The organism is Paeniglutamicibacter sp. NPDC091659, from assembly GCF_044756805.1.
Taxonomy (GTDB): Bacteria; Actinomycetota; Actinomycetes; order Actinomycetales; family Micrococcaceae; genus Paeniglutamicibacter.
Genome location: NZ_JBIVTO010000001.1, coordinates 485287 through 509701, shown reverse-complemented (window position 1 = coordinate 509701; position 24415 = coordinate 485287). Strand labels below are relative to the sequence as shown.

17 protein-coding genes are annotated in these 24415 nt (G+C 63.7%); 16 read left to right on the top strand and 1 reads right to left on the bottom strand.

What is annotated here, in order from left to right:
- From ACIQLF_RS02320 to ACIQLF_RS02260, 13 genes are all read left to right on the top strand, one after another.
- Positions 1-756: an SDR family NAD(P)-dependent oxidoreductase gene (locus ACIQLF_RS02320; protein ID WP_400293978.1), complete on the top strand. Its 756-nt coding sequence runs from the start codon at positions 1-3 to the stop codon at positions 754-756.
- A 710-nt stretch (positions 757-1466) separates the two neighbouring features.
- Positions 1467-2786 carry an ABC transporter substrate-binding protein gene (locus tag ACIQLF_RS02315; RefSeq protein ID WP_400293977.1) on the top strand — a complete coding sequence of 440 codons (1320 nt, stop codon included), beginning with the start codon at positions 1467-1469 and terminating at the stop codon, positions 2784-2786.
- A complete protein-coding gene (locus tag ACIQLF_RS02310) occupies positions 2783-3757 on the top strand; it encodes a carbohydrate ABC transporter permease (protein ID WP_400293976.1) in 975 nt (324 codons plus the stop codon). The genes ACIQLF_RS02315 and ACIQLF_RS02310 overlap by 4 nt, the downstream gene beginning before the upstream one ends.
- Entirely contained in the window at positions 3754-4671 is a 918-nt protein-coding gene (locus tag ACIQLF_RS02305) for a carbohydrate ABC transporter permease (protein ID WP_400293975.1), read from the top strand. The genes ACIQLF_RS02310 and ACIQLF_RS02305 overlap by 4 nt, the downstream gene beginning before the upstream one ends.
- Before the next feature lie 3 nt (positions 4672-4674).
- Entirely contained in the window at positions 4675-6396 is a 1722-nt protein-coding gene (locus ACIQLF_RS02300; RefSeq protein ID WP_400293974.1) for an amylo-alpha-1,6-glucosidase, read from the top strand.
- A gap of 129 nt (positions 6397-6525) precedes the next feature.
- On the top strand, positions 6526-8571 hold the full coding sequence (locus tag ACIQLF_RS02295; RefSeq protein WP_400293973.1) for a beta-galactosidase: 2046 nt from the start codon (positions 6526-6528) through the stop codon (positions 8569-8571).
- 392 nt (positions 8572-8963) lie between these two features.
- A complete protein-coding gene (locus tag ACIQLF_RS02290; RefSeq protein ID WP_400293972.1) occupies positions 8964-9440 on the top strand; it encodes a hypothetical protein in 477 nt (158 codons plus the stop codon).
- A 5-nt stretch (positions 9441-9445) separates the two neighbouring features.
- Positions 9446-11044, top strand: a complete 1599-nt coding sequence (locus tag ACIQLF_RS02285; protein WP_400293971.1) for an SPFH domain-containing protein — start codon at positions 9446-9448, stop codon at positions 11042-11044.
- A 199-nt stretch (positions 11045-11243) separates the two neighbouring features.
- Positions 11244-13787, top strand: coding sequence for a hypothetical protein (locus tag ACIQLF_RS02280; protein WP_400293970.1), 2544 nt, complete (start codon positions 11244-11246; stop codon positions 13785-13787).
- Positions 13788-13878: 91 nt separating this feature from the next.
- Positions 13879-14439: a TetR/AcrR family transcriptional regulator gene (locus tag ACIQLF_RS02275; protein WP_400293969.1), complete on the top strand. Its 561-nt coding sequence runs from the start codon at positions 13879-13881 to the stop codon at positions 14437-14439.
- A gap of 124 nt (positions 14440-14563) precedes the next feature.
- Positions 14564-16081: an APC family permease gene (locus ACIQLF_RS02270; RefSeq protein WP_400293968.1), complete on the top strand. Its 1518-nt coding sequence runs from the start codon at positions 14564-14566 to the stop codon at positions 16079-16081.
- Between the two features lie 97 nt (positions 16082-16178).
- Entirely contained in the window at positions 16179-17417 is a 1239-nt protein-coding gene (locus ACIQLF_RS02265) for a saccharopine dehydrogenase family protein (RefSeq protein WP_400293967.1), read from the top strand.
- Between the two features lie 202 nt (positions 17418-17619).
- Entirely contained in the window at positions 17620-18120 is a 501-nt protein-coding gene (locus ACIQLF_RS02260; RefSeq protein ID WP_400293966.1) for a DUF805 domain-containing protein, read from the top strand.
- A 668-nt stretch (positions 18121-18788) separates the two neighbouring features.
- Here ACIQLF_RS02260 and ACIQLF_RS02255 read toward each other — a convergent pair.
- Positions 18789-19469 carry a TetR/AcrR family transcriptional regulator gene (locus ACIQLF_RS02255; protein WP_400293965.1) on the bottom strand — a complete coding sequence of 227 codons (681 nt, stop codon included), beginning with the start codon at positions 19467-19469 and terminating at the stop codon, positions 18789-18791.
- A gap of 820 nt (positions 19470-20289) precedes the next feature.
- Here ACIQLF_RS02255 and ACIQLF_RS02250 point away from each other — a divergent pair.
- The 3 genes from ACIQLF_RS02250 to ACIQLF_RS02240 are packed head-to-tail and all read left to right on the top strand — an operon-like array spanning position 20290 to position 24387.
- Positions 20290-20796 (top strand): antibiotic biosynthesis monooxygenase family protein, encoded by a 507-nt coding sequence (locus ACIQLF_RS02250; protein ID WP_400293964.1) that lies wholly within the window; start codon positions 20290-20292, stop codon positions 20794-20796.
- A gap of 10 nt (positions 20797-20806) precedes the next feature.
- Positions 20807-22816: a hydantoinase/oxoprolinase family protein gene (locus ACIQLF_RS02245; protein ID WP_400293963.1), complete on the top strand. Its 2010-nt coding sequence runs from the start codon at positions 20807-20809 to the stop codon at positions 22814-22816.
- Positions 22813-24387, top strand: coding sequence for a hydantoinase B/oxoprolinase family protein (locus ACIQLF_RS02240; RefSeq protein WP_400293962.1), 1575 nt, complete (start codon positions 22813-22815; stop codon positions 24385-24387). Before ACIQLF_RS02245 ends, ACIQLF_RS02240 begins: the two co-directional genes overlap by 4 nt.
- Positions 24388-24415 lie beyond the last annotated feature (28 nt).

Below are 24415 nucleotides of genomic sequence, written 5' to 3'. Positions count from 1 at the left end.
ATGACTGATTCCACGACAGACCAGACAGCGGTGGTTGTGATCACCGGTGCTTCCTCCGGAATCGGTGAAGCCACCGCCCAACGCTTCGCGTCCTCGGGCGCAAGGGTTTTCAACCTGGACAGGCAGCCTCCGGCGAACCCCGCACCTGGTGTTATCTGGCGCGAATGCGATGTCACTGATCCGGTCATGGTTCGCTCGGTGGTGGAAGGTATCGCCGCCGAGAAAGGCAGGATCGATACGGCCATCGCCAATGCCGGCATCAGCACCCGTCACGCGTTCCTCGAGATGAAACCGGAGGCCATCCGCCGGTTGCTGGATATCAATCTCTTCGGGGTCATCAATCTTTGGCAGTCGGCGGGCCGCATCATGTTCGAGGCGGGTTCCGGGACCCTGCTGGCAACCGCTTCCACGAACGGATCAGCAGGCTACCCCTGGTACTCGGACTACAACGCGTCCAAGGCGGGCGTGCTCGCGCTTTGCCGCAGTGTCGCCCTGGAGCTTGCGCCCCGGGTCCGCACCGCCTGCGTCAGCCCGGGGTACGTGCTCACCCCGATGCAGCGCAGCGAATACACGGACGAAATGCTGGCCGAGGTCAATGAGAAGATCCCGATGGGCCGTCATTCCGACCCTTCGGAGATCGCCGAGGCGTTCTTCTTCCTGGCGTCGGAGAACGCCAGCTTCATCACAGGACAGCAACTGGTGGTGGACGGCGGGGAGCTTGCCGGAGGGACTGCTTCGTCCTTCCGAACCCAGTAAACGCACGCCCAACTGAACAACCAAACAAGCGAAGCGGGTCGGATTTTCCGGCCCGTTTCGCTTGTGCGCTCAGGGCACCGTGCGGCCCGCGAAACGGCCGATTTCGAATCCGTCGGCAACATCGCAGTCCGCCAGAAACCCTTTTCGAATCCGCGGACCATTACAGTGCGGTGAACTGTTTTTATCCAACGACCGAATATTGATGAGCCCAACCTCCCGAGCGCCAGGCGTTCCACAAGCCCGCCCGGCAATAAAGTCCCCGAGCCAACCGCGGGCGAATGGGTGGCGGATGGCCACCCGCGCCACCGCATGTGCACAATTCGGGCGCAGCGCATGCGTGCGTGCGTGCAATTGCGCGGACGAGGGAAAGTTGCGGAGACCCTTCGGGCGGCCCTCGGGGCAGAATTTCGCCCCAAAACACTTTGTTCGATTTCGAACAAAAGCGACCGAAGTGACGTGCCATGTGCAATACCACCAGTGGTGGGAGTGGGGATTCGCGCCACTTGAGCGGCCGCGCGACCGCCTGCAAATCCATGTCGACGTTTTGTTTCGAACACAAACAAACAAAGTAGCACTTGACACAGGGTGTCTCATGTATACAGAATACAAACGTTGCTGTGGCGTCGATCACTCCGTATCCCGGGATTGATCGCATCATTTCGAGCCGTCGCGGCGAAGAATCGACCGTTCTCACCGAAAGAGGTATTGGCATGTGGAATTCCAAGGATCTGAAAAGAAGAAGCGTTCTGTCCCTAGGCGTCGCCGCGGTCTCCGCTTTGGTCCTGACCGCATGCAGCGGCGGCTCCGGAACCACGGCCGGCCCGGCAGCCGATGGCAGTAGCTCCATCGTTTTTAGCACCTGGGGCACCCCCGAGGAATTGACCCGCTTCACCGAATTCAACACCGATTTCATGAAGCGCCACCCGGAAATCAAGGTCAAGCTCCAGCCGGTGGCCAGCTACGGCGAATACCACTCCAAGCTCCTTGCCCAGCTCACCAGCAAGACCGCACCGGATGTCTTCTACGTCGGCGATGACAAGCTCGGCCAGTTCGTCGGTTCCAAGCGCCTCATGCCGCTGGATGACCTGATGGCATCGGGCGCCAGCAAGACCAAGAAGGACGATTTCTTCGCCGGCACCTTTGGCGCCGCACAGCAGGACGGCGTCACCTACGCCGCACCGAACGACGTCAACAACGACGCATTCTGGTACGACAAGAAGGCCCTGGAAGCGGCCGGCATCACCGAGGACCCGGCAACCCTCGCAGCCGAAGGCAAGTGGACCACCGAGAAGTTCCTTGAAATGAACGACAAGCTCGCAGCCAAGGGCCTGATCGGCTCCATGTTCTGGAACTACTGGGCCACCCACTACGGCTGGATCTCCACCCAGGGCGGCACCGCCTACGACGAGTCGGGCGCATTCGTCGGCAACAAGGACCCCAAGACCCTTGCCGCCGTTGAAACCCTCGGCAAGTACTTCCAGGACAAGAAGTTCGTCGACGCCGATTCCCTGCCCTCCGGCGCCGGAGCCGACAGCAAGTTCGTGACCCACAAGGCCGGCTTCTTCGCCCAGGGCCGCTACACCATCGGCACCCTCAAGGGCGCCAAGGTCGAGGAAGGCTACGACGTCGTCGATTGGCCGACCCTGGACGGCAAGCCGGCACCGACCGGCATTGCCGCCTCCTACCTGGCGGTCAACGCCGACACCAAGAACAAGGACGCCGCGTTCACCTACTGGACCGAGTTCCTCTCCGCCGAAGGCCAGACGTTCCGCCTGACCGGCGGCGGCAACGCCGTTCCGTCCATCAAGGGCGCCGACGAGGTCGTGCTCGAGGACAACTACCCGAAGCACGCCCAGACCTTCCTGGACATGCGCGACATCGGCTTCGCCAACTACGCCGCCGAAGGCGCCGTTCCGGCCCTGTCCACCGACATCTCCGACCTGTTCCTCGAGCTCTACCAGGGCAAGAACAACGCCCAGGGAACCCTCGACAAGGTTGCGGCCCTCATCGCTTCGAAGTCCGGGAAATGAGCACCTCACTCGCGGAGAAACCCGCGCGAGTGAACACCAGGCGCTCGTCCACCCAAGGCACACTCCCCGAAATGCGCAAGGAAGCCGGCTGGCGCAAGCGCGACCGCGCCTGGGGCTACGTCTTCATCGGCCCGCAGGTCATCGGCATGGTCCTGTTCGTGCTCATCCCGTTCGCGGCAAGCCTCGTCCTGGCCTTCGCGGAATGGGACGGCCTGACGGACCTGAGCTGGGTGGGGTTCAAGAACTTCACCGACCAGCTGGCCGACCCGCTGCTGCACAAGTCGATCGTCAACACCCTGCTGCTGGCACTGATCACGGTGCCGATCGGGCTGGGCCTGGCCGTGGTCATCGCGGTGGCCCTGGAGAAGCTCAAGACCCGGACGCTGTACCTGATCCTGTTCTTCGCGCCCGTGGTGACCAGCACCGTGGCCGTGGCCATGATCTGGCAGCAGATGTTCCGTTCCGACGGGATCTTCAGCGCCACCATCGGCAAGATCTTCGGGATCACCCCGCCGGACTGGCTGGGCGACCCGAAGCTCGCGCTGATCGCGGTGGCGATCGTGTCGATATGGTCCTCGCTGGGCCTGAACGTCATCATCTTCCTGGCCGGCCTGCAGAACATCTCCCCCTCGGTCATCGAGGCGGCGCGCATCGACGGCGCCGGGTGGTGGGCGCTGTTCGCCAAGATCCGCCTGCCGCTGCTGTCCCCGATCATCTTCTTCTCCACGATCGTGGCGTTCATTTCCTCGATGCAGACCTTCGACACGGTGTTCATCCTGACCCAGAACGCGGGCCCGGACAACGCAACCCGCACCATCGTCTACCACATCTACGACCTGGGCTTCGGGCGTTTCCAGTTCGGTCCCTCCAGCGCCGCCGCCGTCATCCTGCTGGTCATGACCCTGGTCATCACGGCCATCCAGTTCGGCGCCCAGAAGAAGTTCGTCCACTACGAGGATGATGCAGCATGAGCACCCTGAACCTTGAAGACACCAAGCCGGTCGCCGGGCCCGTCACACCAAGCCCGATCAAGAAGGCGCCGCTGCGCGAACGCCTGGCGGCCATCGGCATCTCCTCCACGCTGCACATCGTGCTGCTCGCGGCGGGCATTGCCATGGTCTTCCCGTTCCTGTGGATGATCGCCACCTCGCTCAAGGGCCTGCCGCAGCTGCTGCAGGACCCGCTGAGCTTCTGGCCCGATCCGTGGACCTGGTCCAACTTCACAGACGCCTGGAACGCCGTCCCGTTTGCGCAGGCGTACCTGAACAGCCTCTACATCGCGGTGCTCTCCATCCTCGGCACGCTGGTCACCGCGTCGATGGCCGGGTACGCGTTCGCGCGGATCAAGTTCCGCGGCTCCAAGTCGATCTTCATGGTCTTCCTGGCCACGCAGATGATCCCCGCGCAGGTCACCCTGGTGCCCTTCTACCTGCTCATGAGCAAGATGGGGTGGATCGACTCCCACCTGGCACTGATCGTCCCGGCCATGATGGTCAACCCCTTCGCGGTGTTCCTGATGCGCCAGTTCGTCCTGGCGCTGCCCAAGGAGCTCGAGGAGGCGGCGGTCATCGACGGCGCGAGCCGCTTGCGCATCTTCTGGAGCGTCATCCTGCCCAACCTGAAGCCGGGCCTGGGCGTGCTGGTGATCATCACCGCGCTGAGCGTGTGGAACAGCTTCCTGTTCCCCTTGGTCCTGTTGAACTCCCCCGAGCTCTACACGGTGCCGTTGCTCCTCGCGTCGTTCACCAGCCAGTTCGGTTCGGTCAACTACGGCCTGGTGATGGCGGCATCCTCGATCGCCACCATCCCGATCCTGATCGCCTTTGTCATCGGCCAGCGCCGCATCCTGAACAGCATGGCCGCTTCCGGCCTGGGAGGAAAATAAGCAATGCCTTTCCCGACCGAAACCACGAGCGCCCGAGAGAACCTCGAGGCCGCCGGCGGACACCTGGACCTGGTCCAGGCGCCGTTCACGCTGCCGCGCTCGCGGTTGATCATCTTCGCCCAGGGCGAGGGCCTGCGGGTGTGCACCTCCGAGTACGAGAAGCGGCTGGCCGAGTGCGTGGTCTTCGAGAACCTCCGGGTGCACGGCGCCGACGGCCGCGTCCTGCCCGTCACCCGGGTGCTGCCGCACGTGATCGAGTTCGGCGGCGGCGCGCTCACGCTGAGCTTCACCGGGCCCTCGGCCCTGAGCATCGGCCCGGGTCCCGGGCACACGGGGCACGCAACGATCCACTGGCAGACACCCGACGGCCTGGGGCACTCGATGTCGGCCGGGCAAACCCCCGCCGGCTCCGTGCACCTTGCCATCGATGCCGATCGCCGTGCCACGGCGACGCATGCGGACCTGCACGCCGCGCACGTGGCGGCGACCGAAGCCATCTGGCTGGAATGGTTCGCCAAGTGCCCGCCGGTCCGCGAGGACCTGCGGGACATGGCCGCGTTCTGCTGGTGGGTGCTGGGCGCCAACATCGTCGAGATGCCGGCTCTGGGCTCCGCCCGCGCGGTGGTTCCCTCCAAGATCGGCTACGTCGGCCTGTGGCAGTGGGACGCCTACTTCATCGCCGTGGGCTTGCGCCACGGCGACCCGGAACTTGCCCGCGAACAGCTGTCCCTGGCCTTCGGCTTCCCGCGCGACGACGGCCAGCTGCCGGACGTGGTGCACGAGCTCGGCATCCTGGCCACCAGCGACGACCTGCCGGCCTCCGACCGCGAGACCCTGCGTCGCGCGGGCTCCGCGATCGCCGACCCCTCTGCCCCGGTGCCGCTGACCAAGCCGCCGCTGGCGGCCTGGGCGCTGCGCAAGGTGCTGGAGGTCCAGCCCGCGGACAGCTTCGGCGGCGAGGACTGGGTGGACGCGCAGCTGGAAACCCTGCGCCGCTCGCAGGACTGGTGGTTTGCGGCCTCCGACCTGGACGGCGACGGCATGCCCGAATACGGCCACCCGTACTCCTCGGGCCTGGACGACAGCCCGATCTTCGACGGACCGCTGCCCACCACCGCGCCGGACCTCGGCGCCTACCTGGTGCTGCAGGACCTTGAGCTGGCCGGCTTCGCCGAGCGCCGGGGCGGTGCAGGCTCGCAGGAACTGGCGCAGCAGCACCGCGCCCGTGCCGCCCGCACCCGTGAGCTGTTGCTGGGCATGTGGGACGAATCGACAGGCTTCTTCCACGCGCGCGCCGCCGGGGAACAGGTGTCCAGCCACGCGGTGGTCGGCCTGATGCCGCTGCTGACCGGTTCGCTGCCGGAGCCCATCAAGCAACGGATGCTCGGCGACCTGGAGGACCTGGAAAGGTTCGGCACGCAGTGGTCGATCCCGACCGTCTCCGCCGACGACGCCGACTTCTCCACCGAGCGCATGTGGCGCGGACCGGTGTGGATCAACACCAACTCGCTGGTCATCGAGGGTTTGCGCAACTCAGGCGAGCCCGAGCGCGCACGCGCCCTCGCGGAGCAGACGGTGAAGCTGGTCATCCACGGCGGCGGCCCGCACGAGTACTTCAACCCGTCCTCCGGTCAGAAGGCCAAGACGGCGACCACCGCGTTCGGCTGGTCCGCCGCGCTGTTCATCGACCTGGCCGTGCAGCTGACGAACGACGAAAACTGGTAACCCCGGACCACGGGGACGCACGGAACACACTGCCGGCCCCCGCACGCGGGGGCCGGCACACCCATGGAGCGGGAAGCTCCCACGGACACAAACACCCGGCGGCAGGTGCCGCCACAGAAAGGAACGGACATGACCGAACCCAGGTCCATCCGGCTAGACGCCCTTGCCTACGGCGGGGACTACAACCCCGACCAGTGGTCCGAGGAGACTTGGGTCGAGGACGCCCGGCTCATGGTCGAGGCCGGCGTGAACATCGTCAGCCTTCCGGTCTTCTCCTGGCCGCAACTCGAACCGACCCCGGGCGTCTACAACTGGGGCTGGCTGGACCGCGTCATCGAGGTGCTCTGGGGCGCCGGCATCAAGATCGACCTGGCCACCGCCACCGCCACCCCGCCGTCCTGGCTGATCCGCCGGCACCCGGAAATGCTCCCGCACAACGTCGACGGCCGGCAGCTGGAATTCGGCTCGCGCCAGGCCTACTGCCCCAGCTCGCCCATCTGGAAGGAAAACGTCGCCCGGATGACCCGCGCGATGGCCGAACGCTACGGCAACCACCCGGCACTGGCCCTGTGGCACATCTCCAACGAGTACGGCGACCACGTCTCGCGCTGCTGGTGCCCGGCCTCCGCCGTCCACTTCCGCACCTGGCTGCGGAACCGCTACGGAACCTTGGAGGGCCTGAACGAGGCCTGGGGCGTGGGCGTCTGGGGCCAGCGCTACACCGAGTGGGACCACATCGAGCCGCCGCGCACCGCCACCGGGCCCATCAACCCGACCCAGCTGCTGGACTTCGAGCGCTTCTCCTCCGACGCGCTGCTGGAACTCTTCCAGGTGGAAATCGACGTGCTGCGCGAGGTCACCCCGGACATCGCCGTCACCACCAACTTCATGTCGCTGCTGCGCGACTTGAACTACTGGGACTTCGCCGCGGTGGAGGACCTTGTCACCGACGACGCCTACCCGGACCCGGCCGACCCGCTGGCCCACGTCGGCGCCGCGCTGAACTACGGCCTGATGCGCTCGCTGAAGGGCGGCGCCCCGTGGCTGCTGCTCGAGCAGTCGGCAAGCGCCGTGAGCTGGCGCGACGTGAACGTGCCCAAAGCCCCCGGGCAGATGCGCATCGATTCGATGCAGGCCATCGCCCACGGCTCCGACGGCGCCATGTTCTTCCAGTGGCGCCAGGCCAAGTTCGGCCAGGAAAAGTTCCACTCCGCAATGCTCGGGCACCGCGGCGAGGAATCGCGCAGCTTCAAGGAGACCAAGGCCCTGGGCGCCGAGCTCAAGAAGCTGGAACCCGTCCGCGGAACGCGCGTGCGCGCCTCGGTGGGCCTGGTCGTTGACTGGGATTCATGGTGGGGTTCCTCCGCCACCGAGTCCCTGCCCTCCCAGCGCCTGAACTACGCGGTGCAGGCCCGCGCCTGGAATGCGGCGTTCTTCCGCCTGGGCCACCCGGTGGACACCGTGCGTGCCGCCGACTCCTTCGAGGGCTACGACGTCGTCGTGGTCCCAAACCTCTACATCGCGTCCAACGAGCAGGCAGCCGCACTCACCGCGTTCGTGGAGCGCGGCGGCCAGCTGGTCGTCGGCCCGTTCAGCGGCGTCGTCGACGAGACGGAGAAGGTCCACACCGGCGGCGCCCCGGGCCCGCTGCGCGAACTGCTCGGCATCGAGGTCGACGAGCACTGGCCGATCCCCGACGGCATCCACGAGAAGCTCGAGGTTGCCGGCGAATCATTTGCCGTGTCCATCTGGAGCGAATGGCTCGAGCTGATCTCCGGCACCGAGGTGCTGGGCTCGCACACCAGCGGCGAGCTGGCTGGCCGCGCCGCGGTGACCCGTCGCGCATCGGGCACCGGCGCCGCCTGGTACCTGGGCGTCGTGCCGGAGGAAGCAGGGTTGGACGCGCTCTTCCGCCGGGTCCTCGGGGCCGCAGGACTTCCCGCACGCGAGGTTCCCGACACCGTGCTGGAGTCGGTCACCCGCAGCAGCGAGGACACCGACTACACCTTTGTGCTCAACCACGGGACCGAGCCGCTTGCGGTGACTGCCGCGCATGATGCGGTAGACCTGCTGGGCGGCGCCGTGGCGGACGGCGTCTTGGTGTTGCCGCGCTACGGCGTTGCGGTCCTGGCCTCGGCACGGACCGGTGCCGTGCCGTTCATCGGCCGCGTCTGACCACCAGCACACACCGAATGCAGCAAGGGCGCCGGACGGAAACGTCCGGAGCCCTTGCTGCATTGCCGTATCTTGCCTCTGTTGAGCCCCCGAATCGGCTGCTGAACCTGAGGAGCAAAACACCGCCGACAGAGGCCGGAAGACGCCGCGAAAAACACTTCCCACGTCACGCTTTTCGATTTCGGCACACCCGAAAACATGCAGCCAAAGCGGAAGTCGCCGTTCCACGATCCTCGATTCCAGGTCTCGGCACTGCTTCAAAACTAACTCAAAACCATTTACCAATGAAGCCATTCTGGCGCACACTACGCGCGGCATCGGCCCGTCGAACGCCTTGAGTCCCACCTCCGCACGTAGGCTGGGAGTTAATCCCTTCGACGGAAAGAAGCCACATGCTCGCATTCGCAGTGATCGGAGGCATTGGCCTCCTGCTCCTGATCGTGTCCATGACCCTGGGAGAGATTTTCGATCTCTTCGACGGAATCATCTCCACCACTGCCGTCGGTGCGGCAGCCACGCTCTTCGGCGCCGCGGGTGCGATTGTGTTGCTCAACGACGGCCCGCTGTTGCTGGCCTACATCGCGGGCTCACTCTTGGGAGTCATCGGCATCGTCGGCGTAGTGCTGCTTGCCAAGAAGATGGCCAGCATTTCCGACGCACAGCCTCACGAAGTCATCGGCCTTCTGGGCGTCGCCACCACAGACATCAACGACATCATTGGGAAAGTTCAACTGAACCACCCCGATGAAATCAACCAGCGCCTCGCTTTTTCAAGCAGCCCTATCGAGCAGGGCACACCAATTGCCGTCGTGGCTGTTGTTGGAGACCGCATCAGGGTCGCATCCACCTCTGAACTGAACGGAGTTTAACCCCCATGGACTTTGCCGTAAACGGAACTGTCATTGCCATCGTGGCAATCATCGCTGTCCTCGTAGCCCTCATCTGGTATGCCACCACCCGATTGGTCACGGTGGCCCCCAACCAGGCCGTCATTCGCGCCGGCAAGGGGGCGAAGGGGCAGGTACAAATATTCACCAAGGGCATCGTGCTTTTCCTGCCGGTCATTCACCAGAAATATGTGATGTCCCTCGAGCAGCGCCAGGTGGAGCTTGCAGTGGAAGGCGTGGACAAGAACTTCATCACCACCTCGGTGACAGCCAGCCTGAACTTCAAGTTCGACGATTCGGTCGAGGGCATGAGCAAGGCCGTCCAGCGGTTTCTCACTCACTCAAAGGAAGACCTGAACGCCTCGGTGACCAAGTCTGCCGAGGGCGTGCTTCGCGGCATTGTTTCGGCCATGTCGGTCGAGGACGCGAACAACAACCGCAAGGAATTCCAGGACCAGTCCCTGGAATCAGCGGTCACCCAGTTCGCCGAGCAGGGCATCCAGATCGACGCGTTCAACATCTCCTCGGTCAGCACCCCTTCCCGCACCGTGATCGGCCCGGACAATATGCCGACCGTCATCGACTACCTGGAGGAGGTCGGCAAGCCGGGCCTGGAACGAGCCAAGCGCGAAGCCCGCGTCGCCACGTCCAAGGCCTTCCAGGAATCGGAAGCGGCCCGCATTGAACAGGAAGGGGCCACCGCGGCCCTGGCACGTGACCTCGCGATCAAGAAATCCGAGTTCAAGGCCGAGGAGGATCGTGCAGCGGCCATCGCCAGCTCGGCCCATGAGCTGGCCAAGGCCGAGCAGGACGTCCTGGTTGCAGAGCTCGAGCGCAAGGCGCTGGCCGAAAAGGCACTGGTGGAGCAGGAACGCCTGGACATCGAGGTCCACAAGCCGGCCGATGCCCAGGCATACAAGCTCCGCACCGAGGCCCAGGCCAAGCGGGACGCCGACGTCTTCAATGCAACGGCCCGGTCCGAGTCCAAGGCCATCGAGGCCGACGGCGCCAAGCGCGCCTCCATTGCCGACGCCGAGGCCCGCGCTGCAGCGCAGACCGTGGAGGCCGAGGCTTCGAAGAACGCCGAGGTGTTCAAGGCAGAGGGCCAGGCCACCGCGGTGGAACTCAAGGCGAAGGCCGAGGCGACGGCCGTTGAATACAACGCCAAGGCCGAGGCCGACGCGGTGCGCCTGCGCGGCGAGGCCGAGGGCGCGTCGATTGCCGCCATCGGTGCGGCAACCGCTGCGGCCGAGGACGCGAAGGCCACCGCGCTGACCGGCCACACCCAGGCCAGCCTGGCGTTCCTGGCGATCAGTGCCCTGCCGGAGATCGTCAAGGCCAGCTCGGACGCCGTCTCCGGCATCGACAACTACACGGTCATCAGCTCCGACGGCGCCTCGGATGCCGTCAAGCAGGCGAACCGGATTGTCACCGAGGGCCTGGCCATGCTCAAGGCCGGCTCCGGCGTGGACCTCGGTGACATGCTCACCGGCCTGCTCGGTGGCGAGAAGCCCGCAGCCGGAGTCTCCGCACCGGTTGAGGTGATCGACCCGTCGGTCGAGACTCCGGTATTCGAACAGAACTAGCTTGACCAGCGAAGCGCCCCTGCATTTTTGCGGGGGCGCTTCGCTGCGCTCCGGGGTAGGCAGAAAATCCACTCACCACCTGGCATCTTGCGTTCATACACACTACGGCTATCGCGGGCGCCAGCCCCTCGCGGGAGGACGCAATTAGTCAAGTGTCGTTAGAATTGATGAGATCCTACCCCAAGCCCTGAACGAGTCGATGAGCCGCAAAGCAAAGCCCCTGATCCGAGCCCGCAACAAGCCGAACTTCGGCCTCCCTTGGCTTTCAATCCTCCTCGGGGCAGCCACCCTGGTCCTCGGGACCACCGGAATCGCCGTGGTCACCGCGCAGCCCACCAACGAGCTCACGATCGTGATCGAGGGCCAGCAGCCGTGGAACATTTCCCAGGAAACGGTGGAGGCCGCACTCGATGGGCCCGTCGCTGCGTGGAAACCGTTCACCCTCAGGGTCATCGACAGGCCACTGACGGCAGAGGAACAGCAAGGGAGCCTGGCCCCGGGCACTGACGTCCTGCTGAGCACCGCGCTCCCGGACCCCATCAAGCCCTCCCACGATGCCGCCGTCCCGAAGAAGCCTTTCGACAAGGCCGCGATCCGCCCGCTTGAGACCGACCCCGCCGAGAACCTCGACATCGGCAGGGGCATCCACGACGCCTACCAGTCAAACGTCGGGATCGGCCACGGGCCGCTGGCCGTCGTCGCCGCGGCACAAGAGGCCTCGCTACTGCTCTACGACGGCCCGACCCGTTCGCCCTGGCCATGGATCGCAGGCACCCTGTTGGGCCTTGCGCTGACGGTCTACTCCCTGTCAAAAGCCTTGCGCCGCCGCGCCCTGGGGGAGGCACGCTTCCGCAGGCTCACCGCGGCCCAGCGCCAACTGGCGTCCGTGGTGCTGGAGCTGGAAGCCCTCGAGGTCACCTACCTTGCCATTGACCCGGACCGGCGCCCGCAGGGCTTCACCGCATCCTGGACCAAGGTGCGCAAGGCGTCGTTGGAGTTGGCGCGCACCGAGAAAAGGGTCACGGCCGCGGTGTATGCGCGCCGGAGCGCACTGACGCCGGAAACGGCCAAAAAGCTCGAAAGATTCGAATCCCTGGCTTCACGCCTGACCGCATCGGCCGACGCCGTGATGGGCGCGGGCGCCGTCATTGGAGGCTTCGGCGGCGGCGAAACCACGTTTCAACGGCTTGCCGCACCGCTAACCTTCGCCACCAGGGAACTGTTGGCCCGCCTGCGCGCGGCCCCCGCCGGCGCAGTCGAGCCCAAGATGATCGCAGATCTTGAATCGGCATTGGCCGCCCTGCTTGCGGCAAGCACCGGCGAAACGGGCAGGACGGACCATGCGGTGCAAGTCTGGGACCGCGCGGAGCGTCTCCTCAAACGCCACGCGCATGCAATCTCGCGGAAGTTGCGCCGCATGCTTCCGCGGCGGCCCGAGGTGGCGCCGCGGCCCTCCGAAGACCTGACGGTATTGCGCACGAGCCTTGGCTTGTCGCCCCGGGGGTCCTTGCAGTCCCTGAACGCCGTGGATGTGGCGAACGCGATGGCGCGCGAGGCATTCGGGGCACTCCCCGAATTCGACGTCGAGCAGGAGCCGGCACTCCGCGCGGCCCCGGCCAGGCCCACGCTCCAGCCCAGGCTCAAGCCCAGGCTCCGCAGGATCGTCACCGGTGGATTGAAGGTACTCGGCGGCATTGCCCTGGTGGTGGGCTCGTTCCTACTGACCGCGGCGACCTCCGCCCAGATCTACCCGTGGCATAACACCAATCTCTTGGGAACCCAGCAATTGCACTCGCTGCGTTTCGAACCCGACAGCAGCAAATTCGACGAGGACGAAATCCGCCGCACGTTGGAGGACAAGTTCACCGAAACGGTTGACATGACCGTCGTTGCACGGGATGCGGAGGACGACCTGCTGCTCACCCAGGACAGCGACGAGAGATCCAAACTCTACGACGCCGGCGGCACCGACGCGATCTACCGTTTTGATCCCGAACCGCTGGTGAAAGCCATGTGGGAGATCAAGCGCGAACACCCAGAGCTCGTTGACCCGCGAACCGGGGAACTGCTCCCCGGGCAGGCAATGGTGCCCGTGTGGTTCTTCGACAACGGGAGGACCATCGTGCCCGTGCGCATGGTCTCGGCGGTCTATGTCGGGGAACCGACCGGGCTGAACAGGTTCGACTGGGAAAACAACAAGTACTGGATCGACGGCAGCCCGGAGGGATCGGTGGTCAACGGCATTGAAGGAATCGCCCGCGGGCTGCAAACCAACAACTACCGGGATACAGACTCGTCCGAAGCAGCCTTGTCCTTGCTGCTTTTCCCGACTTTCGGGCTGCTGCTGTTCCTCGGCTACCAGGTGCTGCGGTACGGCGGAACCATGTCGATGCGCCTCGGCCGTTTTGGCCGCGGCGCAGCCCGGCTTCGCACGGTCCGCGGGAACCTGGAAACGTTGACCTTGGGCCTTGACGACTCCCGGCTCAACTCGGTTCTCATGTTCGACCAAGGTTCGGCACCCACCGCGGCGGATGCGGACCAACGGCTCTTCGAAAGCGCCTTGGCGGTGGCATGGCGCATGTCCGACGAACTTGCATCCCGCCCGTTGTCCCAACGCCTTGGTCCGGACTACCTGGAGCAGATCCGCAGGCTCGAGTACCTGGTCTCGGTACTCTCGGTGCGCGATGCTGACGTTGCCGGACGCGCCCAGCGCCTGCTCGACGCCATGCACGGGGTCGGCTGACCGGCCCCTTCGTGCGGCGCTGCCACACCCGGCAGGGCCCGAAGCCTTCATCTTGCACCGGCGGCTTCCGGACCCTGAGTAGGATTGTCGCATGCTGACCCAACAAGGAAAGCGGGAGAACATTCTCACCGCGTACCTGAACCTGCTCGTACACCAGGGGATCCGTGCCGCCACCCTCGAAGCGGTCAGCTCTGCCTGCCAGCTTTCCAAGGCCGGGGTGCTGCACCACTTTTCCTCGATGGGCGCACTGCGGCAGGCAATCTTTATCGAGCTCGAAGCCCAGGCCGCGGAAGACGCAAACCGGATGCTGGCGGACTTGCCGAACGCGGCAAACTACTACCTCGTCTCATCCCTGAGCCGCGACAGCCTGCTTGAGCGGCTGATCGAGGCCGTGCACAGGTTGGCCCAAACCGGCGATGAGGCGGCGCTTGAGCTGCTGCGCGTCTGCCGCAAGGGCTGGTACGAGGCGCTGTTGCTGGCCCTGGGCGACGCCGCGCTGGCCAAGCTGGTGCTCTTTGCCGGCGACGGCATCAACCACAACGTGTTGCTCAGCGTGGATGAAACCAGTGAAACATTCCTTGATGCTTCGACGGCCACCGACATGTTGGGCCTAGTGGAAAGACTCCGGGAAACGGCCGAGCCGAGGGCCTGACCCGGTAACAAAACACGTCCGCAACGACAGTGCTCCGGGTCCCTTTGCGCACCTACCAACCAGATGGTAGGTTTTAGGTCACAGCCGCCCGTGGGGTGGATCACACCATCGCGGAGGGGTCCGAATGCAAACCACAACGCAGAGACCTGCAGGGCAACCAACCATCGAGGCGGCCCAGGGCAAGGGCCTTGCCACGGGCAAGCTCGGCATTGCCGGCTCCACGGTCATCGGGCTGGCCTCCACCGCACCGCTCTTCTCGATCGCGGCAACCCTGGGCTATGTGGTGCTTGCAGTCGGCGCCCAGGCGCCCATCGCCTTCATCATCGCCTTCGTGCCGATGATGTTCACGGCCTTCGCCTACCGCGAGCTCAACAGCGCACTGCCCGACTGCGGCACCGTCTTCACCTGGGCCGCCAAGGCCTTCGGTCCGCGCACCGGCTGGTTCTCCGGTTGGGCGCTGGCCGTCGCCGGCATCTTCGTCATGGCAAACCTTGCCGAAATCACCGCCATCTACATCCTCCACCTGGTCGGCGACGGATCACTCGTCGACAACCGGGCCGTGGTCGTCGGGCTCGGCGCCGCGACCATCGCCGCCATGACCTACGTGTCGATGCGCGGCGTGGAACTCGGCGAGAAGGTGCAGGCGGTGCTGCTGGTCATCCAGTACGCGGCCATGGCCGCCTTTGTCATCGGCTGCCTGATCGGCTACTTCTCCGGCAACGCACCGGACGCCACCCCGGTTTCCCTGGACTGGTTCAACCCGATGCTCGCCGATACGTCCGGCATGGTCCAGGCAGTCATGCTCGCCCTGTTCATCTACTGGGGCTGGGACACCTGCCTGGCACTGACCGAGGAAACCAAGGACCCGAAGAAGACCCCCGGGCGCGCGGCACTGCTGTCCACCCTCCTGCTGCTTGTCACCTACGTCGGCATCACCCTCGCCGTGATGATGTACGCGGGAATCGGGGAAGAAGGCACCGGCCTGGCCAACCCGGAGAACGCGGACGACGTCTTCTACGGACTGGCATCCCAGGCCATGGGCCCGCTGGGCTGGTTCCTGATCATCGCGGTGGCGGTCTCCGCGCTGTCCTCCTCGCAGACCACCATCCTTCCCACGGCCCGCGGCACCTTCGCCATGGGCATCTACAAGGCGCTGCCGGCACGCTTCGCCAAGGTCAGCGAGAAGTCGCAGACCCCGACGTTCTCCACGCTGCTGATGGGCATCATCTCCATCGCCTACTTCGTGGGCATGAGCATGGTCAGCAACAACCTGATGCAGGACTCGATCCTCTCGATCGGCCTGGCCATCGCGCTGTTCTACGGCATCGCCTCCTTCGCCTGCATCTGGTACTTCCGCACGTCGCTGTTCGCTTCCGCACGCAACTTCTTCTACCGTTTCCTCTTCCCGCTGCTCGGCGGGGTGTTCATGGCCTGGGCGTTCGTCCAGTCGGCCGTCGACATGGCGGACCCGGACTACGGGTACGCGACCATCGGCGGGATCGGCTCCACCTTCGTGATCGGCATCGGCTCGCTGGCCCTCGGGCTCGTCGCAATGTTCGTGTGGTCCATCTTCCCCGAGTCCAAGCCGTTCTTCCGCCGGGAAACCATCAACAAGGACTCCGAGATCCTCGCCCCCGAATAACCACGTGCCCGAACAAGTGGGCCCGCACGCACTCCCCCGATCCGGCGACGCCGCCGGATGAGAACACCGCAACACCGCCATCAGAAAGGCCACAATCGTGCAGATCCTCATTATCGGAGCCGGCGGAGTCGGCGCGGCAGCAGCCCGCATCGCCAAGCGCCGCGACTTCTTCACCTCCTGCCTGATCGCCGACTACGATCCGACCCGACCGGAGAAGCTCATCGCGGAACTGGCGGACCCCCGCTTCAAGGCGGCTCAGGTCGATGCCTCCGACGCCGCAGCCGTCGAGGCACTGGTGCGCGAGAACGGCATCACCCACACGCTGAACGCGGTCGACCCGCGCTTCGTGATGCCGATCTTCACCGGCGTCACCACTGCCGGGGCCACCTACCTGGACATGGCCATGAGCCTGTCCACCCCGCACCCCCAAACCCCGCACGAGCTCACCGGCGTGAAGCTCGGGGACGAGCAGTTCAAGGCGCACGAAGACCTCGAGGCACGCGGCGTGCTTGCGCTGTGCGGCATCGGCGTCGAGCCTGGCCTCTCCGACGTCTTTGCCCGCTACGCGGCGGACGAGCTGTTCAGCGAGATCGACGAGCTCGGCGTGCGCGACGGCGCCAACCTGACCGTCGAGGGCCACGACTTCGCCCCGTCGTTCTCCATCTGGACCACCATCGAGGAATGCCTGAACCCGCCGGTGATGTACGAGGCCGACCGCGGCTGGTTCACCACCGCCCCGTTCAGCGAGCCGGAGGTCTTCGACTTCCCGGAGGGCATCGGGCCGGTCGAGTGCGTGAACGTCGAGCACGAGGAGGTGCTGCTGATGCCGCGCTGGATCGATGCAAAGAAGGTCAACTTCAAGTACGGGCTGGGCGAGGAGTTCATCTCCGTGCTCAAGACCCTGCACATGCTCGGCCTGGATTCCACCGAGCCCGTCAACGTCAAGGGCCAGATGGTTTCCCCGCGCGACGTCGTTGCCGCGGTGCTGCCGGATCCGGCACAGCTGGGCCACCTGATGAAGGGCAAGACCTGCGCCGGCCTGCTGGTCACCGGCAGGGACAAGGCCGGGGCGCCCAGGCGCGTCTACCTCTACCACGTGGCCGACAACGAGGAGACGATGGCCCGCGACAACTCGCAGGCAGTGGTCTGGCAGACCGCGCTGAACCCGGTCATCGCCCTGGAACTGTTGGCCACCGGCGTGTGGGCCGGCGCGGGCGTGCTGGGCCCGGAAGCCTTCGACGCCAAGCCCTTCCTCGACCTGCTCGGCACCGAGGCCCCGGCCGGCTACGGTTCCCCGTGGCACATCCAGGATCGCACCCACGAGCTGGGCGCCTAGCTCCTAACGCACAGCGGGAGGTTCCGGCCATGGGCCGGGACCTCCCGCTGCGTTTTGCTGCCACCTCGCCCGAGGCACGCGGCGACACGGCCGCCCGGGAGAGGCGTTGCCAGCTGCGCCACATGTGGCACCGCACTGACGATGCCCGGGTTGCGGGTCAACTAAAATGACAAAAGATCACTTCGATGGAGGAACGCGCACCATGTCATACCCCGCCTACCCGCCCGGGAACCCCTACGCTCCGGCCGCACCAGACAGCCTGCATCTGCCCCGTTACGGCGCCACCTTTGGTGAAGCCGTCAAGCGGTACTTCAGGAAGTATGCGACCTTCAGCGGCCGCGCCAGCCTCAGCGAGTACTGGTGGGTCGCGCTGTTCAACGCCCTGGTCGGGATCGTCGCGGTGGTCGCCATGATCATGAGCGGCGCATTGGACGTCGATCCGGCTTCCGCCGAGATGCCCCCGGGCGCCGCACTCGTGGAGTTGCTGGTGAACCTCTACAGTCTTGCCACACTCATCCCCACTTGGGCGCTGGCGGTGCGCCGCCTCCACGATGCCAACCTCAGCGGCTGGCTGTCCCTGCTCGTCCTCGTGCCGCTTGTCGGGTTCGTGGCCGTCCTGGTCTTTACGCTGATGCAGGCCAATCCGGCAGGGGCACGCTTCGACAAGGGCCAGGCCTGGCCAGCGGGATACCCAGCGTCGTAGAGAATAATTCAAAGGTGTGAGAGTGCCGGCAAGGGTTTCAGGTCCAGCCTATCCATTCAACTCAACGTCAGACTTTTGGAGGTCGACCGAGAAGCCAATCTGGACACCCTTGCCACAGCCTCACCACGCCGCAGCGGACGACTTGCTGAAGGCCCATCGAGAACGGGTTCCGCACAGGCCGCGGGTCGGGATCCGTCCATGGATTTCGGACGCTGTCGTTGATGCAGGAATTGTTGGGCTTCGTTTCCGAGGCCCACTGGGTGCACCACACACGGAAACAATTCGAGACTAAGTTGCCATACCGACCCGGCCAGTCGGAATACAGCAAACGCCTGAGCATGCCGTGTCCGACGACGACCTGGCTCATGGGCACTCTGGCGCGGGACGACGATGTCGGCACTGACGATGCGTGGGCCATAAATCGGGGGCAGGAACTGCGATGATGGCAGTCGGCCATCAGCCGGTGCGCCCCAGACAGGAACTGCGGTGCCGACTTCGAGGAAACCGTGGATGCGGCCGGCGCGAAAGGGCGAGAAGCCCCGGTCAGGTACCCGGTATTCAAGTCCTTGAGGCAAGTCATCGAATCCATCAACAACGTCCTCAAAGACCAGCTTGACTTGCATCGAAAGGGCAACAGAGGCTTGGAGCCTTTATGCAGACCTCAACGCTCACACGAGCAGGCGTTTTGAATCGGCGACTGCGAGCTCAATGCTGGCCGCATCTAAACCACATACGCGTAAACACGTGGCTGCGATGACGTCCGCGAAGCTGGCATCCAATTCGCCGGCTCGGCGCAGCTGGGCGATCAACTCCGTCATGTGAACCATGATCGCGCCCAGCTGCTCCTCCGAGACTGTCGTCGATACTTCATTCGATGCTGCTGCCGCGCCCAGACGTCCATATGCCTGCAGAAGCTCCTGTCGCTCGAAACGGAAGTTGTCGTAGCGTTCATTCTGCATTTCGGGAAGCAACCAGAGTATGGCGATGTTGTGCGTGGTCTTGATCAAAGTCTCAACGTCAAAACGGACCAAAGCGTATAGAGCGCTGGCCGCGCTTTCCGAGGAATCAACTAGGGCCTCGACGCGGCGCACAGCTTCGGCAGTTGGCCGTATGGAAGCTCCCAGGAGTTCTGCAAGTATTTCTTCCTTGTCATTGAAGTGGTAGTAGAGCGACGCTTGGCGTATGCCAACCCGCTCCGCGATTGCACGCGTCGTTGTGGCTTTGAATCCGTTTTCTACGAAGAGTTCCGCGGCAGCGTCGAGAATTTGCTCGCGTGGAGATTGCTTCAGATTGGAATTGGGGACGCTGCGTGGACGCCCGGAGCGTACGGGTCTTTCTTCGTTAGACATGCCCCTATCCTTTCATGTGAGTTTCAGCGACGATCCACCTATCAGACCGTCTTTTGACCACTGCCGCAAATAGCCAAGGTTAGGGACAACGCCTGATGTGCGGCGCAATAAATTGCCAAACTCGCCCCCCCACCGAAAGTCGAAAGCGCCAAGCCGCAGATGCACTGCTGGGGCAATTGCCAATACCCCCGATTAGCGAGGCAAGTTGGGGCCGAGCATAGCGGTCAACCATGCATCCATTCACAAAAGGGCAGCAAGTAGAGTCGCCCCCAAACGCTGCAACAGCGACGGCACGTTGAACCGGTTCCATCCACTCAGCATTGAATGCGCGGTCAAAAATGATCGCTCACAGTCCACGTTTTGCACAGGTTCATGCCTGAGATGGACAGTGCTCCGACGCAACCCGTTCGCTGCGGTTCCTGCAACAAGCCACCGCCACAAGCCCATAGTCGCGAATCGGATCCGTCTATCCGGAGGGCTTGCGCCTTCAGCAAAGTACGTCCTCACGACATCTGGTTTTCCTTGCCCCCGCTTACCGTTCCGCCATCCTGACACTCGGCCTCCTTGAAATGCTCGCATTCAGCCGGACCATCCCACTTTGCGCTTGCCGAGCACATGTGACGACGCTTTCGTCGCGAAAAATCCACGAACCGGACTCAAGATCTTCCCAAAATCAATAATACCTATCGCTTGACAGATATTTCATTCGATGGAACGCTCATTGAGTAACAAATGTTGGCCACATCACAGTGGGTCTGAAGTTTCAACTGGAGCCCTGGATGGATCTGTCAATTGGTAGCCGCTGTCAAGACATGAACCGATGGGCCCATTTCTGGAAGTCGAGGCGCCGAATGGCCCTTCAGTTTCATTGGCCGACGAAGAAGCAAGACTCGTGCGTCCCGCGCCTGGGATGCGGGATATCGAGACACAAGAACGGAAAGAACTCTTGATCAGGACACAGCTCACTCTGAAGCCCCTCCATGGACGCGTTCAGGACGTCTTGGATTTCTACGCTAGCCGCGGCATCCTCGCGAGATCCCTTGCCCAACCGGGGTGCTTGGCAACCGAGATCCGAGTACATCTGCCTTATCGGGATTCTGTTGTCGTCAGTGCTGTATGGGAGTCCGGAGCGGCCTACCAAGCGTGGGTTGACAACCCGCATCGCGCCCTCGACGTCGCAGACCTTACCCCCATGTTGAATCATCCTGATGGATCACTCGGCGAAGCCGAAATCTCCGAGATTCATGAGTACACGACGAAACGATCCGGGCCCATTCACACAGTTCCATTGACGGCCAAATTTCAGCCGGACTTAATCAAAATGTAGAGGATTCACAATGAAAAAAAACTTAAGAGTCGGCGTGGATATCGGTGGAACCTTCACCGACATCGTGGTGCAGGATAGACGCGATGGAACCACCCTGCTGCACAAGGTGCTCAGCACGCCAGCAAACCCCAGCCTCGGGATGCTCAAGGGCTTGGATGAGCTTGGCATCACAGCTGACATCAAGTTTTTGGTTCACGGGACAACCGCGGGCCTGAACGCGCTTCTTTCCCGCACCGGTGAGCGCGTAGCCCTCATCACCACGGTCGGATTCCAGGACATTCCGATTCTGGGGCGAGGCGGAAACAAAGACATCTGGAACCTGAATCCTGAGCGCACGAAACCGCTCGTCAATGTTCAGGACATCGTGACTGTCGATGAGCGGACCCGGTACGACGGGTCGGTAGAACGCACATTGCAGGAAGATGATATCCAGCGGGTTGCGCGATGGCTGCTTGACGAGCGCATCACCAGCGTCGCGGTCTCGTTCCTCCATGCACACCGGAACCCGGCCAATGAAATCCGCTTGCGCGAACGACTCGCCGAACTGGTACCCGAAGCCTCCATTGTGCTCTCCCACGAAGTCGCGCCGGAGCAAGGTGAATTCGAACGTACTTCGACTACGTTGGCTACCGCGTACGTTGCGCGAACGGTGGACCGCTACCTCTCCACACTCAGCGTTGAACTAGACGAACGAAAATGCACGGCTCCCCTCCAGGTCATGCGATCGAGCGGCGGCATTTGCTCCGCGAAGCTCGTAGCACGCCAGCCGATCCAGACGATCCTCAGTGGGCCCGCCGGCGGAGTTGTTGCAGCTGAAACCATCGCACGTTCCCTGGACCGGCCAAACTTGATCGCCATCGACATGGGAGGGACCTCTTCTGATGTGAGCTTGGTGGTTGATGGCAGGATGACGCTTGCAACAGAGGGTGAAATTGCGGATCAAATCATGCGCATGCCCGTGGTCGAACTGCACACCATCGGAGCAGGCGGCGGATCAATCGCACGGGCAGAAGCAGGCGGCCTTCGTGTTGGTCCGAAGAGTGCAGGGTCCGATCCCGGACCGGCATGCTACGGGCAGGGAGGAATGGAACCAACTGTCACCGACGCCCAGGTTGCCCTTGGCCGCATCGATCCGGGTGGGTTCCTCGGGGGCAGGATGCAGCTCAGCCGTGATGCTGCCGAAATGGCGCTCGCTCGGCTGGGAAAATCCCTCGAAATCGACATGGAAACCACGGCCGGAGGCATTATCGCGGTCGCCAACGGCATGATGGCAAACGCCATCCGGACGCTCACCATGCGCAGGGGCATTGATGCCCGCGATTTCTCGCTTGTCGCATTCGGCGGTGCAGGTCCTCTCCACGGGGCTGCCCTCGCGGACGAACTCGGTATTCGGGAAGTGATCGTCCCGTTCGCGACGGGTGTGCTTTCCGCCTGGGGGATGCTCCACGCCGATATCCGGCACGATGTCTCTGCACCGCTTGCGGGCCTTGCCAATCATCCTGAGACCCTTCAGACATTCCATGAGACAAGTCAGAAGCTGCGGGCCCAGGGTTCGGCACTGCTAGACGCGGAGCGCGTACCCGCCGCAGACCAGTCATTCGAGCTGGCAGCCGACATGCGCTATGTCGGTCAGGAACACGCAATATCCGTGGGCATCAAGGAACACGAGGATTTCGTTGCGCTCTTCCATGACGCTTACCGACGGCGGTACGGGCATTCAATGCCGCAGTCGCAGGTCGAATTCGTCAACCTCCGGATTGCTGCCGTTGGACGCGTCAGTTCGGCCCCGGCCGAATCGTCAGTGTCAGGTTCCATCCTCCCCGAGGAATCGGTCCGAAAGGTACGTTTTGACGGCGTGGATCACGAGGCACGGGTCGTACAACGCAATGACCTCGGCACTACCGCCGTCACCGGACCGGCAGTCATCCAGGAAGACGGTTCAACAACTCTGGTCCCACCGTCGTGGCAGGCAGTACGCGGGACCTTCGGCACAATGATTCTCAGAAAGGTCGGCCAATGAGCACCGACGTAGTGACGACCGAGATCGTCCGAAACCTTTTCCTTTCAGCAGCAGAGGACATGCACGCAACACTGGTGCGTTCTGCCTTCCAGCCGCTTCTTTACGAAAATGAGGACGCGGCCGTCGCCATCCTCGACCGCAATGCCGACGTCCTGGGCCAATCCAGCGGCCTGCCGCTCTTCCTGGGAAACCTTGACGAAGCGATCAAAGAGACGATCCGACGTCGGGGCGGGACCGACTGGCTCGACGAGGGCGATGTTGTCATCTTGAACGACCCTTACATCCAGGGCACCCATGTCAACGACGTCACCTTGTTTGCGCCCGTCCATATAGAAGGCAAAATCGTGGGATACGTTGCCGTCCGGGGTGACGTGACCGATGTTGGCGGCAAAGATCCCGGTGGCGGAACCGAAACGACCGAGATCTACCAGGAAGGCCTCCTGCTCAGCCCCGTAAAGATCCACACCGCGCACGGGCCGAACCACGACATCATTGACATCATCCGGCGCAACAGCCGGAGCGGAGAGCTCATCGTCGGCGATATCAACGCCATGATCGCATCATGCCGGATCGGCCAGCGGCGCATGCTTGAGATCCTGAACCGTTTCAGCATCGAAGCCGTAGAAAGCGCACGCGACGAGATCTTCCGCCAGAGCGAGGAATCCGACCGGGACACCGTCAGCTCAATACCCGACGGTGTCTACACCGGCAGCGGATTCATGGACAACGACGGCATCGTCCTTGGCCATCCCGTCAAGATTCCGATCAAGATCACCGTCACCGGGGACAAACTCACCGTTGATCTGACGGAAAGCCCGGACTCGACTGTCGGCCCGATCAACTGCGGACGGGCCCAGGCGGTCGCCGCCGTCCGCGTCGCCTATAAGCTGCTGTTCGCACAGGAACGCTCATTTGACGGTGGATGTTTCCGAAACGTGGAGGTTCTCACGCGCCCGGGATCCGTTCACCACGCGGAAGAGCCAGCGCCCTGCGGCTGGTACTACACCACCCTGGGACTTCTCGTTGACCTCTTCATCAGTGCCTTCTCGGAGGTCTTGCCCGAACGGGTAACCGCTGCGCAGTTCGGCGACTCAATGATCACCTATTTTGCCGGAAAGGACCTGCGAGGGACAGACTACCTCTGCGTCGAAGCCCACGCCGGCGGGTGGGGGGCATCCAACCGAGCCAACGGATCAGACGGCCTGATCAATGTTCTCAACGGAAGCTTCCGGAACACCCCGGTCGAAGCGCTGGAATCCCGGTACCCCATCACCGTGACCCAATACTCGATACGTCAAGGATCCGGCGGCGCAGGTGGGCACCGAGGCGGAAACGGTATCGTACGCAGCTACCGATTCGAGGAAGCGACACAGCTGTTCCTTTGGCTAGACCGTTCCGTCACGCCCGCATGGGGTCTAGCAGGTGGATCTGCCGGAAAAGCGCCTCGAGTGGAGATCAACGGAAGCGTTCAGCGCTCGGATCTCCTCAAGGTCAATGGGTTATGGCTTGAAGCCGGAGACGAATTAAAGGTCCTTACCGGTGGCGGCGGCGGATTTGGCACTCCCCTATAACCGTGGTTCATCCCGGAAACAGCAAGAA

What these genes read in the sequence shown, in the direction of transcription:
- ACIQLF_RS02320 (WP_400293978.1), top strand. Translation starts at nt 1, where the DNA reads ATGACTGATTCCACGACAGACCAGACAGCGGTGGTTGTGATCACCGGT.
- ACIQLF_RS02315 (WP_400293977.1), top strand. Translation starts at nt 1,467, where the DNA reads ATGTGGAATTCCAAGGATCTGAAAAGAAGAAGCGTTCTGTCCCTAGGC.
- ACIQLF_RS02310 (WP_400293976.1), top strand. Translation starts at nt 2,783, where the DNA reads ATGAGCACCTCACTCGCGGAGAAACCCGCGCGAGTGAACACCAGGCGC.
- ACIQLF_RS02305 (WP_400293975.1), top strand. Translation starts at nt 3,754, where the DNA reads ATGAGCACCCTGAACCTTGAAGACACCAAGCCGGTCGCCGGGCCCGTC.
- ACIQLF_RS02300 (WP_400293974.1), top strand. Translation starts at nt 4,675, where the DNA reads ATGCCTTTCCCGACCGAAACCACGAGCGCCCGAGAGAACCTCGAGGCC.
- ACIQLF_RS02295 (WP_400293973.1), top strand. Translation starts at nt 6,526, where the DNA reads ATGACCGAACCCAGGTCCATCCGGCTAGACGCCCTTGCCTACGGCGGG.
- ACIQLF_RS02290 (WP_400293972.1), top strand. Translation starts at nt 8,964, where the DNA reads ATGCTCGCATTCGCAGTGATCGGAGGCATTGGCCTCCTGCTCCTGATC.
- ACIQLF_RS02285 (WP_400293971.1), top strand. Translation starts at nt 9,446, where the DNA reads ATGGACTTTGCCGTAAACGGAACTGTCATTGCCATCGTGGCAATCATC.
- ACIQLF_RS02280 (WP_400293970.1), top strand. Translation starts at nt 11,244, where the DNA reads ATGAGCCGCAAAGCAAAGCCCCTGATCCGAGCCCGCAACAAGCCGAAC.
- ACIQLF_RS02275 (WP_400293969.1), top strand. Translation starts at nt 13,879, where the DNA reads ATGCTGACCCAACAAGGAAAGCGGGAGAACATTCTCACCGCGTACCTG.
- ACIQLF_RS02270 (WP_400293968.1), top strand. Translation starts at nt 14,564, where the DNA reads ATGCAAACCACAACGCAGAGACCTGCAGGGCAACCAACCATCGAGGCG.
- ACIQLF_RS02260 (WP_400293966.1), top strand. Translation starts at nt 17,620, where the DNA reads ATGTCATACCCCGCCTACCCGCCCGGGAACCCCTACGCTCCGGCCGCA.
- ACIQLF_RS02255 (WP_400293965.1), bottom strand. Translation starts at nt 19,469, where the DNA reads ATGTCTAACGAAGAAAGACCCGTACGCTCCGGGCGTCCACGCAGCGTC.
- ACIQLF_RS02250 (WP_400293964.1), top strand. Translation starts at nt 20,290, where the DNA reads ATGGGCCCATTTCTGGAAGTCGAGGCGCCGAATGGCCCTTCAGTTTCA.
- ACIQLF_RS02245 (WP_400293963.1), top strand. Translation starts at nt 20,807, where the DNA reads ATGAAAAAAAACTTAAGAGTCGGCGTGGATATCGGTGGAACCTTCACC.
- ACIQLF_RS02240 (WP_400293962.1), top strand. Translation starts at nt 22,813, where the DNA reads ATGAGCACCGACGTAGTGACGACCGAGATCGTCCGAAACCTTTTCCTT.